Origin of the sequence: Paenibacillus polysaccharolyticus (genome assembly GCF_023714295.1) — a bacterium.
In the GTDB taxonomy this organism is placed as follows: domain Bacteria; phylum Bacillota; class Bacilli; order Paenibacillales; family Paenibacillaceae; genus Paenibacillus; species Paenibacillus polysaccharolyticus_A.
Genome location: NZ_JAMAUN010000002.1, coordinates 1 through 23,581 on the forward strand (window position 1 = coordinate 1; position 23,581 = coordinate 23,581).

The 23,581-nt window shown below is 40.7% G+C and carries 18 protein-coding genes; all 18 read right to left on the reverse strand.

Annotated features, from left to right (window positions below):
• Window positions 1-208 precede the first annotated feature (208 nt).
• Window positions 209-793 (reverse strand): hypothetical protein, encoded by a 585-nt coding sequence (locus M3629_RS08810; protein WP_251504723.1) that lies wholly within the window; start codon window positions 791-793, stop codon window positions 209-211.
• Window positions 790-1,815, reverse strand: coding sequence for a BtrH N-terminal domain-containing protein (locus tag M3629_RS08815; RefSeq protein WP_251504726.1), 1,026 nt, complete (start codon window positions 1,813-1,815; stop codon window positions 790-792). Before M3629_RS08815 ends, M3629_RS08810 begins: the two co-directional genes overlap by 4 nt.
• A 128-nt stretch (window positions 1,816-1,943) precedes the next feature.
• Complete coding sequence (locus M3629_RS08820) at window positions 1,944-2,756, reverse strand: ABC transporter permease (RefSeq protein ID WP_251504729.1); 813 nt, start codon at window positions 2,754-2,756, stop codon at window positions 1,944-1,946.
• Window positions 2,757-2,762: 6 nt separating this feature from the next.
• Window positions 2,763-3,569, reverse strand: a complete 807-nt coding sequence (locus M3629_RS08825; protein ID WP_251504732.1) for an ABC transporter permease — start codon at window positions 3,567-3,569, stop codon at window positions 2,763-2,765.
• A complete protein-coding gene (locus M3629_RS08830; RefSeq protein WP_251504735.1) occupies window positions 3,566-4,552 on the reverse strand; it encodes an ABC transporter ATP-binding protein in 987 nt (328 codons plus the stop codon). The genes M3629_RS08825 and M3629_RS08830 overlap by 4 nt, the downstream gene beginning before the upstream one ends.
• A 2-nt stretch (window positions 4,553-4,554) precedes the next feature.
• On the reverse strand, window positions 4,555-5,319 hold the full coding sequence (locus tag M3629_RS08835; protein ID WP_251504738.1) for a thioesterase II family protein: 765 nt from the start codon (window positions 5,317-5,319) through the stop codon (window positions 4,555-4,557).
• Window positions 5,320-5,350: 31 nt separating this feature from the next.
• Complete coding sequence (locus tag M3629_RS08840) at window positions 5,351-5,617, reverse strand: acyl carrier protein (protein ID WP_251504741.1); 267 nt, start codon at window positions 5,615-5,617, stop codon at window positions 5,351-5,353.
• Between the two features lie 30 nt (window positions 5,618-5,647).
• Entirely contained in the window at window positions 5,648-7,456 is a 1,809-nt protein-coding gene (gene asnB / locus M3629_RS08845) for an asparagine synthase (glutamine-hydrolyzing) (protein ID WP_251504744.1), read from the reverse strand.
• Window positions 7,457-7,469: 13 nt separating this feature from the next.
• On the reverse strand, window positions 7,470-8,384 hold the full coding sequence (locus tag M3629_RS08850) for a U32 family peptidase (protein WP_251504746.1): 915 nt from the start codon (window positions 8,382-8,384) through the stop codon (window positions 7,470-7,472).
• A gap of 18 nt (window positions 8,385-8,402) precedes the next feature.
• Window positions 8,403-9,497 (reverse strand): histidinol-phosphate transaminase, encoded by a 1,095-nt coding sequence (gene hisC, locus M3629_RS08855; RefSeq protein WP_251504748.1) that lies wholly within the window; start codon window positions 9,495-9,497, stop codon window positions 8,403-8,405.
• Complete coding sequence (locus M3629_RS08860; RefSeq protein ID WP_251504766.1) at window positions 9,494-13,786, reverse strand: type I polyketide synthase; 4,293 nt, start codon at window positions 13,784-13,786, stop codon at window positions 9,494-9,496. Before M3629_RS08860 ends, hisC begins: the two co-directional genes overlap by 4 nt.
• A 4-nt stretch (window positions 13,787-13,790) precedes the next feature.
• Window positions 13,791-15,641 carry a non-ribosomal peptide synthetase gene (locus M3629_RS08865; RefSeq protein WP_251504814.1) on the reverse strand — a complete coding sequence of 617 codons (1,851 nt, stop codon included), beginning with the start codon at window positions 15,639-15,641 and terminating at the stop codon, window positions 13,791-13,793.
• On the reverse strand, window positions 15,619-16,809 hold the full coding sequence (locus tag M3629_RS08870) for a M24 family metallopeptidase (protein ID WP_251504816.1): 1,191 nt from the start codon (window positions 16,807-16,809) through the stop codon (window positions 15,619-15,621). The genes M3629_RS08865 and M3629_RS08870 overlap by 23 nt, the downstream gene beginning before the upstream one ends.
• Window positions 16,810-18,375 (reverse strand): amino acid adenylation domain-containing protein, encoded by a 1,566-nt coding sequence (locus M3629_RS08875; RefSeq protein WP_251504819.1) that lies wholly within the window; start codon window positions 18,373-18,375, stop codon window positions 16,810-16,812.
• Between the two features lie 25 nt (window positions 18,376-18,400).
• Entirely contained in the window at window positions 18,401-19,024 is a 624-nt protein-coding gene (gene cysC / locus M3629_RS08880) for an adenylyl-sulfate kinase (protein WP_251504822.1), read from the reverse strand.
• A 1,052-nt stretch (window positions 19,025-20,076) separates the two neighbouring features.
• Entirely contained in the window at window positions 20,077-21,036 is a 960-nt protein-coding gene (locus tag M3629_RS08885) for an NAD-dependent epimerase/dehydratase family protein (RefSeq protein WP_251504825.1), read from the reverse strand.
• A gap of 39 nt (window positions 21,037-21,075) precedes the next feature.
• On the reverse strand, window positions 21,076-22,266 hold the full coding sequence (locus M3629_RS08890; protein ID WP_251504828.1) for a glycine C-acetyltransferase: 1,191 nt from the start codon (window positions 22,264-22,266) through the stop codon (window positions 21,076-21,078).
• 314 nt (window positions 22,267-22,580) lie between these two features.
• Complete coding sequence (locus M3629_RS08895; protein ID WP_251504831.1) at window positions 22,581-23,384, reverse strand: hypothetical protein; 804 nt, start codon at window positions 23,382-23,384, stop codon at window positions 22,581-22,583.
• Window positions 23,385-23,581: the final 197 nt, after the last annotated feature.

Here is a 23,581-nt window from a genome sequence, read left to right on the forward strand (position 1 = left end):
TTGCTCTTGCAATGTAAAGTGTTTTTTTGACATTTGCTTGACCACCGCTCGTTTTTTATTCATTGTACACAAAAAAGACCCTACAAGATGACCTTTTTTAAGTGTCCATCTTATAGGGTACATTTTAATATAGCACTCGACCCCTTTTTTACATTAAGAATTGCAGCGGTACTTTTTTTCATGTAACGTAGAATTTATCTCCCTGCGATCAGGGTGTCACGTATTGATAGCGTATATTCAGTATGGGATCTTCTTGTAACTGCATACTGAGAACAGTGCGTCGTAATGCTATGGTAGTGTTATTAAGAGAACTTTCAAGTCTTGTTTCTTCTTGACAGGGAGGGGGATCGCAACTGATTAATTGAGCGTAACTTGGTAGGATAACTACTATTGAAATCGAATATTGCTCAGAACCCACTCCGATATTACATTCCGGGAAACAAAATTTCAACTCGTAAATTCCATTAACCGGTTTAATATCACATTGTAAAAAGAATTTCATATGATGATTTCCCGGGTCTAAGTCTAATGAAGCTAGCATGGGCCTATCATCTTGTACTTTTGAAAACTCCTTCCTCTCACCTACTTGTTCCACCAATCTTAAAAAGGCCCTTCCAGCGTTTTCACTTTGCGGCAACACATAGGTAACTGCTTGTGACTCGGCCAGTCTTAGGAAAATTGTTGAATCAATGTTCACAATGTCATGAGCTGCATTCATTCCGATATGGGAGTGATCATAAAAAAATATAATCGCATCCTGTTTTAAGATCGCTGATGGCGTTAAGTTCTTCATCTCGGTATTCTCTCTTCATCTGAAATCACACGAAATTGGTTTAGTTCGTTCATCACCTGTCGGAGAAGCCTTCTTTCAAGTTCGATACTACTAAATAATTTGTTCTCAATCCGATAAAATAGTTCTTTATTATTGTCGAGATTAAATCTTAAGACTGAATTCCTCATGGATTCAAAATGGTTTACGATGATGTTGTACTGATTCAATAAATCTTCGTCCGCCTTAAGAATCGACAGGTCCATTAAATATCGCAAACGCTGTAGCATAATTTTTTTGTGCTCCCAAAATAAATGAAAAGCGCGGCGATCCAGTTCAAAACTCTCACCGAAATCGAATTTTCCTTTTTCTTTTTCGAGCGCATATTCCACAGCTTTCAATCCATACATTGTTTTTTCTTTAAAATGGAGATTTGGTGTAATAGATGAGTCTAGGTATTGTTCAATAGACTTGGCAATCTGCTCAACTTGCAATGGGTACTCCTGAATTTCATTCAAGCTAAATAGATGGATATTCTGAGAAGACTCTTCGTTACTAACAATGCTTAAATATGCTTTCTCAATCTCTTCCATGGGACATTCCGTTTTTATATATTTGCCGTTGGATAAATTATCTGCAACTTGAAAAGTTTGCTTTTGCTCGTCATAGCCGTACACAAATATTTCGTGCCAATCGGTGAATTGTTGATATTGTTTGGAAACCGAAATAAAATATCGATCTACATATAAGTAGACATAATAGTTGGATTGAAGAGATTCTTTTATGAACTCCGTTAGGCTACTCCACTTTTTGGTCAAGATATCTCTAGGAATGAGATGATGATTGATAAATGGAACATTATCAAACAAAATATGATGATGATCAAAGAAATAGCAATCCCAGTCTTCTACATATCGAATCTGAATGAAATTGTTATATAACCAAGGAAGATATTTATCGTTATTTGAAAGCATGGAAGTGACACTTCCATAGATATTGTACGTATTTAATATCGGCTCATACAACGGTAAAGTGATTGAAGACATCGTCATACCCCCAATGTTTTTTTTATTTGTTATACAAATTCGTTGAAACACGACAGTAAATTCACCTAACAGATTATTCATGAGTCTGACGAACATTAGATTTGTACTGTTATTATGCCCCTCAGGTATTAACTACTGGCACTTACGTAACGCTTGATGGCAAATTTCCAAAATAAACGAGAAAGAAAAAAAACGGCGAACGGAACGACGGCTGCCCATACTAAATACAAATTGGGCATTTTATTCAATAGAAACAGCACAGGGAAATTAGTTATAACCAACACAGGAATCATAAAAACACCAATATTTACGATGTGCTTATGGTAAATTTGCATTGGCATATTATTGAATTCTAACAAGGATTGCACTACAGATTCATAAAATCCCCATGTTCTAACAATCCATAAAGATAGAATAGATGGAATCAACATAATGGCGTAGGACACTACCATCGAACCGATCAGCAATGCGATGAAAGCTACGGCATGACTAAAACTCATATGAAGGTCGAGTCTGGAGTAAGCCGTGAAGAACATAACACCACCTCCGACCAGATTTGGAAGTAAGTTTCCAAAATCAATGTATCTCATTGTAACCAGAAATTGTAGTGAGATTGGTTTGGTTATTAACAGATCCAAGTCACCGTTCTTCACATACTCTGATAATCGATTGAAATTATTCAGAAAGAAAGAATAAATGATTCCCGACAGAAAGATGTACACACCTACGAAAAGTTGTAATTCATTTTGCGAAATCCCTTCAATTGTGACTCCGGATTTATAAATGATGAGTACATAAATGATTTTGAAAAAAAAGTTTAAACACTCAACGGCAAAGCTGATAAAGAAATTAGCTCTGTACTCCATCAGGGTAATTAAAGCATTCTTAATAAACATGGAATACACCCGTATGTATTTTTTACCTGTCTCCATAATTTCCATGATGGGTCACCCTCCGTTTGCATTGAATGCTTTTATTCCCGATCTCCATACCCACTTGGAAATAACGATGAACACTCCAGTCCAAATGACTTGGTATGTAATCCCCATAACGAACTCTTCCCATTCAACTTTGCCGCTCAGCACATTAGAAGGGAAATAAATAGTGTATTGAAACGGCAGCAACTTTAAAATAGATAATACTCTGTCTCCAAATACATCCAGCGGAAATAACCCACCGCTCAAGAAATTGATGATGACATCCGCTAACAAAAACACACCTAAAGCTTCATGCAACCAAAATGCGCATAGGCTAATGGAGTAGAACATAAAGAAATTTAGAATGAGAGCCATTAGCAATGCGATTAGAAACAATGGAATATTTTCGTATTTAATTTGAAAATCGAAGATTTGAAACGCAATAATCACAACAAAAGGAATAATAATGACAATAATAAACTGGATAGCTTTATTGCCTATATAATTACATAGACGATATACCGAGTAAGGCATTGGCTTAATCAAGTACTTGTTTAATCCCCCGTTCTTGATATCATCGTTCACATCCCACTTAAATCCTGTTACCGTGATTTTAGATATCAGTGAAGAAATAATAGTATAATTTATCATTTCTATACTCGTATATCCAAAGACAACGCTTGAAGGAGAGTTATCATAAATTACTGTCCATAAATAATACTTGATGATGATCGGAAAAAAGCTGGATACAACAAAAATAAAAAAGGCTGCTTTGTATTCCAATGCTTCTTGAATCCCGATAGAAATCAAATGAGTGTATTTTTGGAAATGTCTCATCCGTCGTTCCTCTTTGCCAAATAGATTTGTGCAATTCCATCTTCGATGGGGATATCCTCAATATTCATATCAATGGATGGAAAGCGGTCAAATAACTCTTGTGATATATGCTTTAAATCCTTTTTTTCTACCTCCATTACGATATGTGAGCCATCTTGCTTATAGGGATTACCAATCCCTTGAATAACCCCCTCGTCAATGTTGTCGGATAGAGGGATTTTTATTACCTTTTTATCCCCTAAAAGTTTGTTCACTTTGTTTAAGTCATCATCATAAACAATCTCGCCGTGATTAATGATGATTGCGCGCTTGCATAAGTTTTCCACGTCCTTCATATAATGGCTTGTTAAAATGATGGTTGCATTATATTGCTGATTATAATAACTAATGAATTCCCTTATTTTAACTTGCGATACGATATCTAGCCCGATGGTAGGTTCATCGAGAAAGATAACTTTTGGTTTATGAATCAATGCAGCAATCAATTCCATCTTCATTCGTTCTCCAAGCGATAACCTTCGGACCTGTACCTTCAACAGCTGTTTCACATCCAGCAATTCCGTCAACTCTTCAAGAAACACGTTGTATTCCTGTGTATCCACATCGTAAATACATTTATTCATGTAGATCGATTCGATAGCAGGCAAGTCCCACATTAATTGATTTTTTTGCCCTAACACTATGGAGAGCTGCTTCTTGAAGTTTTTTTTGCGTTCCCATGGAACATAACCCATAACCGTTGCAGTTCCACTTGTGGGAAATAATATGCCGGAAATCATTTTTAGGGTTGTCGTTTTCCCTGCCCCATTTGGTCCAAGGAAGGCCACAACTTCACCCTCGTTGATTTCAAACGAGATGCCATCAACAGCATTCTTAATCAGCTTTTCCCGGTGAAATAGATTTTTGATGGAATTGGCCAGCCCCAAATCTTTTTTGTAATATTCATAACTTTTAGCCAATTGATTGACTTTGATTGATAACATTGTTATTGCCCACCTTTGAACGCAAATAATTGTATACATGAAGACAGGGTATTTACCAATGCCTCAGTATTGGTATTAAGATATAGATGCCCACCTGCATAATAATGCGTACTGAAGTTACCGGAAGTTTGATAACGCCATTTCAGCAGTTCCTCCGAATGAAAGCTCATATCCGACTGACCTGACAAGACTGTAATCGGACAAGATAACGGTTCATCCGGTATGTACTGGTATGTGTCCATCATCGTAAGATCCGCTCGCATGGTCTTAATAAAGAGTTCAGCCAATTGCGAAGATTCTAACAACATTTTGGAGGCGCCAAGGTTGTCTGTAACTTCTTTAATAAGTTCATTGTCATTTAACCGGTTTAAATCAATTCCCCTTCTAGGTTCTTCGGGGCCGCTTCGTCCTGATAAAAACAACCATGCTGGTTCTATATGATGATTAAGCCTGATAAAACGAGCATATTCATAAGCAATCATCGCTCCCATACTATGGCCGAAGAAAAAAACAGGCAAATCCAGCTTTGAAGATAAAACTTGATCAAAAGAGTGAACAGCCTCCATCATGTTGACGCAACAGGTTTCACTGATCCGGTTTTCCCGGCCTGGTAATTGCAGCACTAACAGTTCAACATAATCAGGAAGAAAAGGAGCCCAATTCCGAAATACAGATGCACCTCCTCCTGCATACGGAAAACAAATTAATCGGCATACAGGAGCATCAACAGGTTTGAATACTCTAAACCATTTGGATAATTGATCCATTGGACTATCGCCTCCAGGTCAACGTATTGCGCTAATCATTACGAGCATCATCAATTGCCTTTTTGATCTTTTTAAATGTGCGAAAATTATTTAAAAGCAGGAAATCATCGTCTATAGCGATCTTGAAGTGTTTCTCAATTCCCATTATCAATTTGATTAACCGGATGGAATCAATCCCCATTTCAATCAGATCTGCTTCCTCTGTTATCATCGATGGATCAGCGGATTCCGGCAAACTTTCAATGATCATCTGAATCAAAGCGGATTTGTCCTTTTCTTGCATATCCATAGTTTTCATGTTGCCTTCCTCTCTCTAATAGATTTTTGATTAACTGTACTGATGTTTTGCTAAACCAATCGACGGTTTGCTCAAACACGTTTGATGCCACAATTCATAAATGGCAAGCGTCCATAATGCTTTTGTTCCAGTAGCGTTTGCTTGCAACATTAGTCCATCAATTAACTTCTGAACAGCGGCTTTCCTGATGATGCCGGAGTTGACTAAATGACCGGACAGTAGAGTCTCGGCAAAGTAACTAAACAACCGATAAGCCGGCAACAACATGCCCTGTATAGGTAGTGTGAACGGTTGTTTTGGACGATTCAGAATAGATCGCGGTAATATTTGTTCGCTTGCCTGGTACAGGATACGTTTCACCTGTTTATTAACAATTTTCCATGAGTCGGGCAGTTGTGAGGCAAAATGAGTAATTTGAGGTTGGCAAAAGGGAACCCTTACTTCTACGGCATGAGCCATGCTTAGATGGTCCACCCGACGCAGAATATAGTATGGAAATCTCTCAAAAAGATCGTAGTTCAGTAATTGACCCAACCTGTTGTCCGAAGAAAATGAACTCACTTTGTTTCGCACTCGCTCATATCCCGAAGGTTGCTTCATTAGAAAATGATGATAGTCCCCATGGTAGAATTCCTCTCTTAGCGTCCATGGAATCGCGGACATTTTATCTAAATAAGATTCCCACCAAAATGGATTCTGATTGGATATTGCTTCGGCAAACCGGGCATATCCACCAAATTGCTCATCGGCGCCTTCACCGGTCACTGCTACCTTGAATCCTCTCTGATGAATGGTCTCAAAGAGTAAATATGTGCTCAGAGAATGAGGCGCAGCATTGGGTTGACCCAAATGCCATAGCATCTTGGGAAGGATGTCGATGAATGTATCCGGGTCAGCTTCAATAACTTCGAGATCAATATGATGTTGTTCTGCTAACTCAATGGCGTATTTCCGCTCATCATCAGGCCAAGTTCCTTTGTAGGCAATATTGAATGCTTTAAGATTACTCCGTTGTTCCGCTGCAAGAACGCTGATCAGGCTTGAGTCCAGCCCGCCTGAAGTGACCAGGCAGACCGGAACATCTGCTGTGAGCATAGATGCCACCTCGTCAGTGAGCATTGTACGGAGCATTTCTGCAGATTCTTCGAAATCTTTTGCAGGTTGAAGTGTAGAGTGAGGGCCGAAAAAATGACACTCCGTTGAATAACCATTCAGTGACCAGCTTTTTACGATACCTGGTTCTAACGAATAGACATTTTTATATATTGTTTCTTTGCCGAGGATACTTTGCATTGCACAATACATGTCAAATTTCTCGAACCGAATTTCAGGTTGCTCGTTGGATAAAGACCACAGCCCTTGTAATTCAGATGAAAAAAGAACCTGACTGTTCTCGATCTTATAGTAAAGCGACTTGATACCCAAATGATCACAGGCTAACACTAGCCTTGGCGAGTTCCGTAGATCAATGACAGCAATTGCAAACATCCCGTCCAGCATATCGAAGCACTTCTCGCCATACTCTGCGTACAAGGAAGGTATCAGTCCACCATCGCTGTTGTTATTTATAGTGTAGCCTTTGGAGAATAACTTTTCTTTCAATTCCAGGTGGTTATAAATCTCGCCATTAAAAACAGCATAGATTAAATTATCAAGCGCATAGGGTTGGCCTCCAGTTGCGATATCCTGGATGGATAACCTATTGATGCCCAAACCCCATCCATCCTTAATTACAACGGATTGCTCATCCGGTCCTCCGTTATATTGCATCGAGCTGCTTGTAGCCATGCGCTCGACCCCAATGCGTTCGTCCCCCAAATATCCAAAAATACGGCACATAAAATAAGTCCTCCTATATGCAATAATTAGTACTGAACAAATCGGACTGCACCGCTGAGGGAGCATGCTCCTGAATGATCTCTGACACAGCATAAGATTGATGAGCAATGGCTCTGGCTTGTTCACAGGTAAGTACCGAACCATGTGAAGGAAGCAGAGAGTTACCTGTCTTGATATATACTGGGGAGAGCGCTTCAACTAGCCTTGGTGCGTCATAGAACCGAATGAAGCCCCCGGATGAAACGGGTGAGTCCACATGACAATCCATTGGTACGGAAATACACTGCCGAATAGCCTGTAATGAGGAAAGGCTCAAGTCTCTGATAGGGTTAATACTGTTTGCACCCAGTTGCTCCAAAAGTCTAATGGAAGCCGGATTTCCATGTCCGCAATGAGCAGATACTTTTAATAAGATATGACTTGGGATCTTTCCTTCACGCTTCCATTCGCCTAAAATCTGAAGCAGCCCCTCATCATATATTACAAAGCCCGATACTCCCAGATCGATTGCCCTTAAAATGTCTGATATTGCATATACTAATTGGTCTTGCCCTCTCAAGCGGTATGCAACGAAATTGCCTTGAGGTGATTTAGCGCTACCTCCAGTATCATAGACGGCTCTTGGACCGGGCGACATGAGTAGCTGACATCCATATTGCTGGCACAATTCAACATAATGCTTGATCTCCATCTTGTTGTGCCTGCAAATGCCAATCGTTTCGGTTACCCTGTTAATGGTTAACCCAAGTTTTGTGCTTTCATCAAGTAAAGCTTCAAGCGCTTTGGCCGAATTCATTGTAGGGATCTCCAACCGATAATTAGCTCCATCATCAAATCTTTTTCTGGAAGGTACAAATGTCTCGTAATCAGATCCTGGAAATCCCATGGACTGCAATGTGTCACGAATATGATCAAATGTATTTAACATCGTTAACAACCTCTCACCTCAGGATGGTATAGACAATTGGAATTGTTTAAATACCTGTAACAGCCGGGCATTCTCACTCTCGCTGCCGATCGTAATTCTTACACAGTCTTCCAGTGCATGCTGTGTGCTCTTATCTCGGATTAAAATCTTCTCCGCATAGCAAAATGCCATCAGTTGCTCAACTTGTTCTACTTCAAGCAAGATAAAGTTGCCTTCACTTTTAAATACACGACGTACAAAATTAAAATTTATGAGACGATTACCCAGTTCGTTACGCTGCTCAATCATATCGTTTATAGCCTGATGGATAGTCGCTATTTTGTCTTTGGATAAAACTTTGACTACGATATCCGCGGTTGGTTGCGGAATAGGAGCCGGGTGTAACATAGCCTGTAAATAGGTTATGATCTCGGGTGAAGACAACACAGCGCCACATCGAATTCCAGCCAGGCCATAAGCTTTGGACAATGTCCTTAAAATCAATAAATGCTCGAAATCCTGCAACAGAGATGAGATCGATTCTTGCTCTGCATATTCCACATAAGCCTCATCTATAACGACAACAGCCTTATTTCGGTACTTCTCACAAATGGAAACGATCATATCCTTATGCAACTGTTGCCCTGTCGGATTATTAGGAGAGCTTAAATAAACCAACTTGATGTTTTTTTCAGCCATATTGTTAACTTCATCCATTGAAAGGCGGAATCCATTCTCCTTTTTAAGAATCACCTTCTTCAGTGAGCAACCCTGGATACACGCCAATTGTTCAATCAGTTCAAAATCGGGCCATAGGGTAAGAATTTCGTCCTTATAGGGTTCACAGACCAAGCGGATGATTAAATCCAATCCTTCTGCACTTCCTCTGGTTAACAGAATCTGATCAACAGGTACAGAGTATAGTTCCCCCAGACGTGCAACAACTTCTCTAGGCTGTGGTTCCGGATAACGATTGTAAGCCTCTTCTCCGTAAACATTTGGATTCTCATTACTCTCCAGAAAAATCCATGGTCTACTGTTCGTCTGCAAACTCAGACGAGCCATCGCAGCAGAAGAAAATGGCTTCAAGTTCAACAAGCTAGGACGCAACAATTGGGTCCAATTATCACTCATGGCAACATGTACCCCAACTCTTTCGCAAGCTTTCTTGTAGAACGTCCAAGCGGTCTTGGTAAGGTGATGTCACGCCACACATCTCCCATTTTGTAATCAATCTCATGGTGACTTGTAAAATTAGGATCCCCCAGCCCGTCACGCATTTTCCTGCCCTGGTAAGGACGAAGAAGCTCCTCAGTAAATGGAATATCTATTACACCGCACATCTGCTCAAGATATGTGCGAGGTTCTCTCATCAGATCTTCGTAACGGATTGTACAATAGGATTGTTTATCCTTGTGTTCCAGAAAATCCATAATGTTACTATTGGATCTTGTCCACAAAAATTCACCGTAATCGTAAGGGTCTGTCTGCCCTCCTCCCATCAGACGGACAAAACGATTCCGAACCACGGATTCGATCACCGAATAAGGATGACGAACCAGATAAATAAATTTGGCGTTGGTAAATTGATGATGTATTCGTTCGAGTGTCCTTATTTGATTGGAATATCCGGGGGACTTGTCTACGAGTAATTTGGGATCGGACATATCCATTAAATAACTCAGAACCTTCATTGTAGGCCAATTTTCTTTTGTCATTAAGCTAACTAGTTGTTCTGCTTCTTCGGTTGTGCAACCTTGTAATTCTTTCAGGGTGACGAGAAGGCCCTGATCCCGATCAGACGATAACTGCGCTGCGGCTCGTTCTCTCATATCCGTATGACCCAGAAGATGCAGTTCTGGCGGGCTGAATAATTGGCCGTGGCCAGCCAGCATGACCCTCAATAAGGTAGAGCCTGAGCGCACACTGGATAACACAAATACGACTTGACGCCTCTCTGAAAGATCAATTTGTGGAACCCATTGCGCAGATTTCTTTTTCAACATTTGAACCGTACTGTTATAATCGTCTAGTTCTTTTAACAGGTAATTACTTAGCGAAGACGGAGAATACTCACCCGTAAGTTCATTCGGATAAAAGGGAAGATCATATTTTCTTTTTAGAGCAAGCATCAATTCAGGAATGAGTTTTAACAAATCCTCTTCAGATAGAATCTCTTCCCATACCACTTCACGCTTTAGAGAAGTCTGAATGGTTAATTTCAACAATTCAGATATTCCTGAGTGATTAGTGCTAACTGGAGCATTTATATCTTCGGTTGAATGGGTGATATTGATCTTTTCAGCCGTAAAGGCAGCTTCCTTGTATCCAGGTTGATCCCTGATCACAGCACTCAATTGAGCGATAGTCGGATGCTCAAGCAAGGTCACCAAATGAAGTTCAATCTGTAATAACTGATAGATTTTGTTAGAAAGCTGTAACGCTAGTAATGAATGTCCACCAAGAATAAAGAAATCATCATGAATGCCGATCGCTTCATAACCAAACAGTTCTGCCCATATTGTTGAGAGTTTTTGTTCTAACGAACTTGTCGGCGGCTCGAAAGGGATTCCGATATCAGGTCTAGGTGTTCCTGAAGATGAATTTATGAGAGAGATTTTTTCTTCTTTAGCCTGGATTTCCGATGCCGACATTGGCTCACTAAGTTTGAATGATGATGACTTTAATTCGAGTATGTCCTTGGATTGGATTCGTTCCATCCAAAATCTTTTCTTTGCAAAGGGATACGTTGGAGCTGCTGTTCGCCTCCTTCCCGAATTGCTATGCATGGCAGGCCAGTCAATTACAACACCCATGGACCAAAGTGTGCCAACCAACTCGAGTACACTTTGTAGTGAGGACTTTGTATCATAATAGGCTGGAATCGTTTGGGTACATGATATATTACTGTTGTTAGATGTATTTATGATTGTATTGCAGAATGATGTAAGCGTATTGCCGGGGCCGATCTCGATTAGAATCTGCGGTTCCCTTTCTGCTAGAAGAAGTTTAATTCCATCTGCGAAACGAACGGGTTGGGTCAGATGCTGCCCCCAATATCGAGGACTACAGATTTCCTCCGAGATCCATTTTCCAGTCACATTAGATACAAAAGGAACCACGGGTTTGTGCAGTGATAAGCCCTGAACAAAATTTTCTAATTCTTGCTGAATTGGCAGAAGGCACACTGAATGAAAAGCATGAGTGGTCGGTAGGAGCTTTCCAACTATTTCCTCTCTGTTGTACATCTCGTCTTTCACAGCCTGAATATCCGCTTGCTTGCCGGAAAGAAGACATAAATTGTCTGTATTCACGGCAGATAATGATACATGATCACTCAGATAAGGCTGCACTCGCTCTTCTGGTATTGGAACAGCAAGCATCTCTCCCTTTGGTGTTGTGCTAATCAACTGCGCTCGTTTGGCTACTAACATCAGTGCATCATCAATGGATAGCACATTTCCTATACATGCGGCGACGTATTCCCCCAAGCTGTGTCCAATTAATTGATCCGGAGCAATCCCCCATGACATGAGCAACTTGGCGAGGGCATATTCAAACACGAAACAAGATGGTTGGGCAATCAGAGTATCGGTCAAGAGTTCATTGTTCTCATTCTGAGGCGAGCGACCGACCATTCTTCTGAAATCTATTAAACCGTACTCTTGCTTTACTTGGTCCACGGGTTCTTTCGTCTGAACTGGATAAAGATGATCTCGAAGATCAATATGAAGAACAGGTTTCAACTTCTTTGCACATTCGTCTACAACGCTGCGAAATACGGGCTCCTCTCGATATAATTCAGCGCCCACATTACTATATAAATCACCTAACCCTGTAAACATAAATGTAATTTTTGGGGGATGATCTTTCCCTTTGGACTGGTTCATAAAATTCTGATGGAAACTTGACGGCATGACAGAATATTTTCTTTGTCCTTCCATTACCGAATTTTGAACAATTAGCGCTTTTCGTTCAGGAAATTCCTCCCTGCCGACAGCTAATGTATAGGCCACATCATCCAAAGGGTCGGTCTGATTCATCTGCTGAATCAAGCCCGTCTCCAGCTCTGCCAACGCGTTGCTTGTACGTGCGCTGAACGGAAGCAAGACGAAGGATTTGGGAGGTGCCGGCATCTGAAGTGGTGGATTTTCAACAATCAAATGAGCGTTGGTGCCTCCAAGACCAAATGAACTGACTCCAGCCAGCACTATAGATTTACCGGTAACATCGTACGATTGTGAATTAACAAAAAAAGGAGATTTTTCCATGTTCATATCAGGATGAGCTCTCTCAAAATTAAGGCTTGGAGGAAATACCTTATGCTTCAGAGAAAGTGCAGTTTTAATTAAACCCAGCACCCCAGAAGCGGCATCGGTATGACCAATATTCCCTTTAACTGAGCCCAGCGCGCAAAAGCCTGTCCTAGATACCTTAGAGCGTTGGAACGCTTTTTTTAAAGACGCTACTTCGATTTGGTCACCGATGGGAGTGGCACTTCCATGTCCTTCGATATAAGTTAATTCCTCAGGCTTTACATTCGCTGCAAGTTGAGCTTCAACGACTACAGCAGCTTGTCCGTTTAATCCGGGAGTCGTAAAACCAAGTCGATCGGAGCCATCATTGTTCGTAGCCCAGCCTCGGATGACAGCATATATCTGGTCATTGTCCTGCAAAGCATCTTCCAGACGTTTAAGCACAACTATTCCAGCACCACTCGAAAAGACAGAGCCGTCTGCACTGGAATCGTACGGTCGACATTTCCCGGATGGCGAGAACAGGCCGTCTTTTTGTGCCCAATATCCTGTTTGGTCAGTCAATTTAACTGAAATTCCGCCCGCTAGTGCAATGTCACAGCGATAATCAGCTAGGCTTTGTCCTGCCATGCAAATTGAAACCAGGGATGATGCACAAGTGGCTTGTACTGATACCGCTGGACCTTTGAGACCCAATTTATAAGCCACTCTGGAGGTCAGATAGTCGGGAGTCGTGCCAAGGGGCACTTCGTCTCCAGATACGCCTCCCAATTCACCATTGCTCATTAATCTGGAATACAAATTATAAATAAAATATTTATTGATCGAGCAGCCCGCAAATATTCCAATAGTTTCCTCATGTGAGCTTGGGCGATAACCGGCATGTTCGAGTGCGCTCCAGGCCGTTTCCAGAAAAATGCGTTGCTGAGGATCCATGTATTCCGCTTCTTTAGGCGTATACCCAAAGAAATCGTTATCAAAAAATTCAGTGCCTGGAAATACGGTCGAGGCATGAACATACCGCTTCTCATCTTCTACGGAAACTCGGGATGCATCTCTCTTTATCGATTCCACACCTTGAACAAGATTGGACCAGAATTGTTCAACATTCTCTGCTCCTGGAGCGCGACAAGCCATACCAATAATTGCAATTTTGGAGTTATTCATATCATTAATCCCTCCTTCTCATACGTGCTTCAATACTGTTGAACGTTGTATTCTGTTCTCCATGCTCCATAAAATCAACGAATGATTGGATCGTTGGATATTCAAAAAAATGAATAAGAGGAATTTTTCGCTGCAATAATTCGTGCACCGCCGACTGAGCTTTCATGACATGGAGAGAAGAGGCCCCCCTATCAACGAGATGATCATCCAGCGCTATTGCCGAATTACGGAGGATTTTCTTCCAAATATTCCATACTATTTCTAGTGTATCAGTGGATGAGACAGTGGCCTGTTCACTTAAAACGTTCAAGACCTCACGTTGGGATGCCAAAGCGATATAATCTACTTTATTCGTGCGAGTCATTGGTAGCTCGGATAAAAAAACTAGCTTTGACGGAGCCATATAATCAGGAAGCCGTTTTGCAAGGTATGATCGGATTTCGTATTCCATTCCCGTTTCCATTTCTGATTTATTCAGAACCAAATAAGCTAATAGTTCGCTCTGGTCAGCATATTGCTCTGCACACACTGCAACCTGTTTTACGGCGGCCATTTCGGCTAGTGCCGATTCAATCTCGGCCATATCAATTCGGTTACCTCTTATCTTCATCTGTCGATCTTTTCTTCCAATAAGTTGAATTTTGCCTGAGGCTGTCATATATCCGTAATCTCCTGTAAAATACACTCTTGATTCCGGACTTGTGAAACCTCTGCCATATACTTTTTTTGTAGACTCGGCTTTGTTAAGGTAGCCCAGTGCTATATGATTACATTCAACCGCAATCTCTCCTTCTTGGCTTACAGGAACTTTGTGTTCATCAACAAGAATCAGATGAATGCCGGGAGGGGCTGTGCCGATCGGGATGACACCTCCTTCATCGAGTTGAGCACTTCTGTCGAGTATGTTCAGCGCCACGAATCCTGATGTTTCAGTTGCACCATAGCCATTTACAAATAAACAATTTTTGGGGAAAAGCTTACGAAATGAAATGACATCTTCCTTTCTCACTGGCTCTCCGCCTACAATTATAAGGCGGAGCGATAAAAAAGAGGTTTCATTCGCAGGACAATTGACCAACTCTCTAAATACAGTTGGCGTTGAATGATATAACGTGATGCCCGAGCTTTGTAAATATGACGAGAGTTCCAGAAAACCGTTTCGTTTAAGTTTAAAGGGGTATAATGTTGCTCCGTTGAGTAGGGTGCAAAAGATATCGGTTGTAGAGGCGTCATGAATATAAGAAGGTAACAAGGTATGCTTGTCCTCTGGACCGATTTTAAACAAGTCGGTTAATAGACGGACGTGAAATAAAATATTTTGATGATTCTGCATGACACCCTTGGGTTCCCCTGTTGATCCGGAAGTATACAGGATAGAAGCGACGGACTCTGGAGTGGCGGCATAATATTCACGTTCCAGAGGGAGATCAGCTAAAAGATCATCCATATAAAATACTGAAATTTGGTGTTTATCTGCCAGTAATTTAATTATGTAGTTCGATCGATCCGTTATAATCAAGGAGGGGCACACATCGTTGATTATGGTGTTGCTCCATGTCTCCCCATACCCTGAATCAAATGGGACATAAGCTTTTCCAGCCATTAGGGTGCCGAACATCGCCGCTAACATATCTTCATCCTTATCAAGTGAAATGATTACATGATTGGATGCTGAAGTAGCATGTTTCAATACACTATGCGCTACCCGTCCTGCCCTATCTTCCAACTGTCCGTAAGTTATGCTATTGTCCATCGTTTTTATAGCAATGGAGTCGGGATAGTTATCGCATATGAAAGAGAACTGTTCCGGGATGGTCTGGCATTCCACAAAATTAGCCAACGATTGGGATTTCATCTTTTGCCTCCTGCGATAAAGATTCTGCAGAATCATCTGTAATCACCCAATTATCTTCTGCATTTATAAAACCAAACTCATTATTGAAATTAGGGTTGATCGCTATAGTCATTCCTTTTTCCAATTCAATATCTTCAAAAGTAGCGATAGAGGGATATTCAGTAGAATCCATACCAATCCCATGCCCGATTCTGCCTACATCAGTTTTCATAATGCCCTTTTCTTGCATCATGTCTATGCATTCATTTACAATATGAGCCGGTCTAACCCCTGGCTTAAGAAGAGACTCGCAATGTCGTTTTAGTCTGGTCGTCCAGCGATAAAACTCTTTCAGTTCGGACGAGGCATAACCAATTGCTGCTGTTCTCGCAATATCTGAGCAATACCCCCGGTAAGAGATGCCTACATCGATACTCACCGTTTCGCCTTTGCTCGTTTTTCTGAAGGTGGGTAGCGGATTAATGCCTTTAGCATGTTTGTCAGTACCCGATACAACATATATAAAAGTCAGGAAATCTGCCCCGAGTTCAAACAGACGAATTTTGATCAGCCTTGCAATTTCCTCTTCTGTCATGCCGACTTGAATATGTTCGAGCGTGTCGTCGTGGGCTTGTGAAGTGATTTCGCAAGCTTTACGAAGGTAAGTGATCTCTGCAGATGATTTAATTGCCCGAACTCTTAACAAAAGGTGGCTTGCATCTACAAACTTAGCATTTGGTAGTCCCCGAGTGATCTCTTGATAGATTTGATAAGACAGACCCAGATATTGTTCTCTGCCTAATTCCGCACCAATCACAGCATTTTGCAAACCCATGTTATTAATAATCTGGATGATGTAGTCTGCATGGCCGAATAAAGCAGTGCTAGCGTGGATATTCGAAGATTTCAAATAGCTTGTTTGTTCAATCTGTCCAAACTCAAACTTTGGCGCAATCATGATTGGATCTCCCTCTAGCGGTAACAGAAAAACATAAGGACGAATTTTATCAATCGGGCTCTGCATGGAACGATGTCCCGAATAGTACTGATAATTCAATCTTTCAGTGATTAGAAGTAGATCGATATGTTCATCGGCCATCAGTTGTCTTGTCCTTAAATACCGTTTCTCGAATTCCTCCATAGTGAAATCTGCAAATGGCTGTGTGGAGTACAAATTTAATGGATTCATTTAAATACTCTCCCTCGAAATTACTAATGATTCCAAATACTTTCGGTCTAATTTTCCATTGGCTGTAATGGGAATATCATCAATCGCAATAATTTTGCGTGGCAGCATGGCTGCCGGCAAGTGTTTCTTGCATAATTGATCAAGAGATAACGTTTTTACATCATGATCTGTGTGCACAAACAATACTACATATGTGTCTTCATTCTCTCCTGCTTTCACCGCTACAGAAGCTTTTACACCTGCTACATCATTGACCAGGTTTTCGATCTCCTCTAGCTCGACTCTTACACCGTAAATTTTGACCTGGTTGTCCTTCCTGCCCATAAAAACAAAATTTCCGTCTTCCAAACGTTTCACATAATCTCCGGTTTTGTAAAACCGCCCTAACTTCTTACCCTCGACTTCAATCCACTTGAAGCTTTTTTCGGTTTGAAGTGGATTACCTACATATCCGTCTGAGACAATTAAACCGCCGACATACAATTCTCCGCCTTCTTCCATTCCGGTGACTGACTTTTCATCTTCGGAAATAATCAAATACTGTGTGTTAAAGATGGGCTGACCAATTGTGAGACATTTGGGTTCATAATACGGATTGAATTTCCATCCGGAAGAACCCAATGAAGTTTCTGTTTGACCGTAAACATTAAGCAATTGAATGTGCGGGAACAATTCACACACCCTTTTCCCTAATTCAAAGTTCCAACTCTCTCCCCCACAAAAAATAGCTCGCAGCGATAGACATTCCGAGGGTTGGACTTCACTGATGAATTTTCTTAAAACAGAACCGACAAATTGAATAACACTAATTTTTCGTTTCTCGATAGTTTTGATGAGGTAAGGGATGACGTAGTGCCCAATCGGATTAGCAATAACCAGACTGACACCATTAGTTAGTGGTAAAAATATTTCCCAAATGGAAATGTCGAAGGTAATCGGGGCTTTGTACATAAATACATCGTCTTCGCGGAGATCACAAAATTCCTTTCTCCACATTAAACAATTAATAATAGCCTCTTGCCCTAACCAAACGCCCTTTGGTCGTCCGGTCGAGCCTGAAGTAAAGAATACAAAAGTCTGATCTGAATGGCAGTTTCCCTCGGCAAAGGTTTCGCTATCATTCAATGAGGAGTCTGCCAGAGTTCGTATATCTAAGAAGGAATAAGAATCAGGACATTCATCCAGATTAAATGTCTCATCATGTAGAATAGTAGTACATTCGACTTGAGAGCAAATAACCATAATTCGCTCGGTAGGATAAGCGGGACTGACCGGTACACATACATGTCCTTCCTTGATTAACGCTATAATGCCTGCAATTTGAAGAATGGAACGTTCTACACAATAGACGATATTCATGTTCTGACGTGTGAACAAGTGACGCATTCTGGTGGCCATACGGTCAACCAACTGGTTCAATTCCCGATATGTCATCTCTTGCTGACCCCAATAAAGCGCAATTTTATCAGGATTAGTATTGACAGAATTGATAAAAAGTTGATATAAGGAATATTCCTCAAGAACCTTGGCCTGCCCCGCAAAAACATGTTCCATTTTGATTTCCACGCCGATTCACCAGCCTTATCATCAATTAGTTTTCATCTTCTTGTTTATCCGGGGTGATTAACTTTAGAATTTGATGGACTAACATTTGACTTGAATCTTCTAGATTTAACAATGTTGTATCTAGTGTTAATTCTGGTTCTGCTGGTTCCTCATAGGTTGAAGTTATTCCGGTAAAGTTGTTGAGTTGTCCATTTTTGGCTTTTTGGTATAACCCTTTAGGATCTCTTTGCATGCATGTTTCCAAGTCTGCTTTAACATAAACTTCAAGAAAGCTTGCACTGTCCACTTTGCTTCTGGCGTATTTTCTCATGCTTGCGCAGGGAGATATAAACGAAACAAGAGTGATTAGGCCTGCGTCCTTAAACAGACAGGCAATCTCGGCTATCCTACGAATATTTTCATTTCTGTCTTCCGTGGAAAATCCAAGGTCTGAACATAATCCATGTCGGATGTTATCCCCATCCAGCCTGTAAACAAGAAACCCCATCCCAAGCAACAAATGTTCTACTTCAACAGCAATAGATGATTTACCAGCACCCGAAATCCCTGTTAACCATACGATGAGTCCCTTCTGTTTCAATAGATCGCAACGGTCCTCATGACTTACCTTTCCGTTACTCCATGTTAAATTGGATGTATGGATGCTCATAGCGGACAACACACTCCCTAACGACCTTTGAAATGTGTAAAACGGTTGATCAAAAATGCTACGAATTTCTCGCGACTTGGTTCATGACTCAACTGCTCCACACATGACATGCTTGTTTGTTTAGCAATGTTTCGTCATCTTTTTTAGTTTAGATAAATTTGAAACTAAATACAGAATCATGCTCGACATATATTCAAAACGGAACTTAAACAAACTGATAATATAACATTTTTTTCAATATTATCCTATAAAATCATTTTAAACAAGAAAAATTTTACAAGAAGATGATGTTAAGCATCCTTTTTTGTAACCCAAGAAAAAACATTGTCAAAAAACGATTTTTAATGATTTATATTTTTATTAATTAATTTAAATAAATTAATAGTAAATTGATTGGTGTTTCGAAAATAAAACGTTCTGGTCACAGAATCATTCTTCATATGCAACTTTGTCACCGGCTAAACTTCCTTCATTCAATATTGCGGTTTAGAAAATGTTCTTGGATAAGGATGGATGTAAAGTGTATGTCGTTTTTCAGAATTTAAAAGATTCATTATCCATAGTGTATGTTCTATAAAAATTGTGGAGTATATGAGCCAAATCTGAGGAGGTGTTATTGATAAGGTTTCATCTGGAAGGTGTTAGTTGTTCATATGTAAACTGTGTCTATCGAGATGTAAATAAGTATAAAAAGTTACATATCAATCTAGTTATTTTACCATATTATTGAATTTATTCAATGATAATGTTTGTTTCTATTTAATGATTATATCTAGAAAAAATGCATTAATTTTCTTTAGATGGGTCAGTATGACTTTAATTTGAATCTAAAGAATATTACCGGAAAGTTTAACCTTTTTTATCCATGAAAAAATCCCCTTCGTTTATCAAGATTAGGTCCATCTGAACAGATGGCTTCTGATCTCGACTACTGAAAGGGGATAATACCAAAGAAGCGACTTTTTTCTCATCACTGCCGCGCTAGAGCCCTGTTACCTCTTGATACAGTTCTTTGTATTTCTAATCGCTTGCACAGCGAGTTCAATATAAGTTTAAGCTTTGCGGAGCATTTGTCTCTTGCTTAGCTGGGATAGCATATCTGCCGTCATGGCCTTCAAGTCGTAGCGGGTACGAAATCCCCACTCTGTTTTTGCTGCCGTTGCATCAATGGAATGTGGCCAGCTATCGGCAATGGCCTGCCTCTTCGGATCAACGTCATAATCGAGGATAAAGCCGGGAATCTCTTCCCGAATCGCTGCAGCGATCGCCTCCGGATCCACGCTCATTGCGGTGACATTAAATGAATTTCGATGTATCAACCGGTATGAATCCGCTTCCATTAAATCAATGATAGCGTTCAGGGCATCCGGCATATACATCATGTCCATGTTTGAGTCTTTAGCGATATAAGATGTATACCGGCCAGCAGTCACGGCTGCGTAGTAAATTTCCACCGCGTAATCCGTCGTTCCTCCGCCGGGAGGGGTCATATAAGAGATCAAACCAGGGAATCGCAGCCCCCTAGTATCCAGGCCGTATTTGTGAAAATAATAATCACAAAGCAGTTCGCCGGAGACCTTGTTTACGCCATACATCGTATTGGGCCTCTGGATCGTATCCTGCGGGGTGTTGTCTCTCGGAGTCGAAGGTCCAAAAGATCCAATCGAGCTTGGAGTGAAAAATTGGCAACCGAGCTCCCTGGATATTTCAAGTGCATTCATCAATCCGCCCATATTCAAATTCCAAGCAAGCAAGGGTTTCTCCTCTGCGGTAGCTGACAGCATCGCAGCCAAATGAATGATGGTATCCACTTCGTATTGCTTGGCTATTTCAAACATCGCCCCGGCATTCGTCACGTCCAGCAACTCGAAAGGCCCGGTTCGGGTAATTTCGTGGGATGATGACCTGAGATCCGTAGCAACGACGTGATCCGCTCCATAAATTTCACGTAGTTTAACCACTAACTCAGAACCGATTTGTCCCATTGCTCCGGTCACCAATATCTTCTTCATAAGACATTCCTCCCGAAAGATATACTCCCGTGAATGCAGCTAAATCAACTTCATTTCCTTCCCAACTTTCTCATATACATCGATCACCTGATCAAGCATTTCCCTGGTGTGAGCAGCCGTCGGCATGTTACGTATTCTTCCAGTTCCTTTTGGAACTGTCGGAAACACGATGGCCTTAGCGTACACGCCTTCTTCATAGAGTCGTTTGCTGAACTGTTGTGCGGTTACTTCTTCACCAATGATACAAGGAGTGATCGGAGTTTCGCTTTGTCCCACATCATATCCAAGCCGGCTCAAGCCATTTTTCAAATCATTGCTGTTCTCCCATAGCTTCTGGATCAGCTCATTGTCATTCATCAGAATGTCGACAGAAGCGCTACAAGCAGCGATTGTAGCCGGGGGTAGCGATGTTGAGAACAGAAACGGACGACTTCTCAGCTTCAACCATTCGATCAGTTGTTTTCTGCCTGCCACATAACCCCCGACAACGCCGATCGCCTTGGAAAGTGTACCAATTTGAAAGTCAATGCGGTCGGACAATCCAAAATGTTTCACAGTTCCCGCACCTGCTCCAAGAACGCCCGAACCGTGGGCATCATCTACATAAGTGATTAAGTCGAATTCTTCTGCTATTTTCACAATTTCCGGCAGCTTTGCTATATCACCATCCATGGAGAAAACCCCGTCAGTGATGACCATAATTTTACGGTACTGACCGGACTCCTTGGCTTGTTTCGCCTGCCGCCTTAAATCATTCATATCCGAATGCTTGAAGCGAATCACCTTGGCTCTCGATAGGCGGCAACCATCAATAATCGAAGCGTGGTTAAGTTCATCTGATAAAATCGCATCATGCTGATCCATCACGGCGGATATAGCAGCCATATTGCAGTTAAATCCGGATTGATACACGATAACAGCTTCCGTTTTTTTAAAACGGGCCAGTTTCTCTTCAAGCTCCATATGAAGATCCATCGTACCGTTAATGGTTCTTACAGCCCCTGCGCCTGCCCCATATGTCTGAACTGCCTTAACTGAAGCATCAATCAGTCGGTAATCTGTTGCGAGTCCCAAATAGTTATTCGAAGACAAATTGATTAGGGAATTTCCGTCGATACGAATAACAGGACCATTTGCACCCTGCAACGTATCAATGACGTTATATAAACCTTTGGCCTTCAGATCTTCGATGTTCGAACTTAAAAATTCGTTCAATGCTTGACTTGACATTCCATTCCCTCCTCGATATACGAATGTCCTCGTACAGGAGACATATTATTCTCCAGAAAACCTTGTTATAAAGGGGATTATACTGATTTCAATGTAACATCTTTTTCATTTTTTGTACACATATGGCGGACAAAATGACAAAAAATCCGCAAATGAACATAGCGTCTTGTTTATTCATTCCCAGAAGCAACCGTTACGTAATCTCGATTTATCCCTTTAGCTACTCGGTAACTTCTTGTGGAACCATTCCTTCTTGCAACACAACTTCATAAAAAAATACCTCTCCAAAATAAGAGAGGTATTTTTGATCATATTCAATATGGAGGCCCAGCGCTTTCAGCGCGCTGTTTAAGATCATTTAGAGAAGTTGTGATTTGACTATCCAGGGACTCTACCTCTTCAGACAAATCGGTTACATTTATCATACTAAAAAAATTACCTTCGCTTATCAGAGAGTTTGAAGATATAATCAACGCACTGTTAGTTTTAAGAAAATTTGTCTTAGAATCTAAGTTCGTTTTTAGATTTCTCATCGCGTCTAGAAGTCCATTCGTATTGTTGTCTTTTTCTACTATAGATTCAACTTCTATAATGTGAGAATTCAAACCAGAACTTAGATTCTCAAGAGCCGAGGTGGTTTTCTTTACATCTTCATACTCTTTCATTAACATCACAAAAGTGTTTGCATCTGATGTAATATTTTCAAGTTCTTCTACTTGAGTATCATTTATGTATCTTATCGTGCTTGAGATAATGTTTATCTTAGATAACTTGTTGTTTAACTCACTGGTCTTCTTTTTAGCGTATTCACTCAGGCTAGGCACTTTCTCTACGATCATTGTTAACTCTGTAACACCATCAGACAGTTCTGTGCTAGATTCATAGGTATCAGGAGAAAAAATCGGATTTTCCTTCATCTTGTTAAGATAAAGTGTAGCCTCGTCATTATTGGCTTTACTAAGTTTGTCGTATTGCTCATTAAAAACCTGGTAATTCTTTGTTTTAAAAGCCTCATCTGCTGAACTTCTTACTTCATCAACATTGACTGAGCACGCAGTAAGCAATACTGCAAGTAACGCTACAGACAATAGGGTTGCTAGGGATTTCCCACGATTCATTATAAACCTCTGTAATTATTATTTTAAGCCACAAGAAATTCTAGCATAGAAAAACAAACCCTACAACGAAAGATTATCAACATACCAGTAATAGATTTGATAAATCATCTGTTCTCCACTGTTTCGCTCTAGAACCCTTTCAGCATCTGTAAAATGGGACAATGTATTACGCTCCAGATCATGGTATATTCTTTATT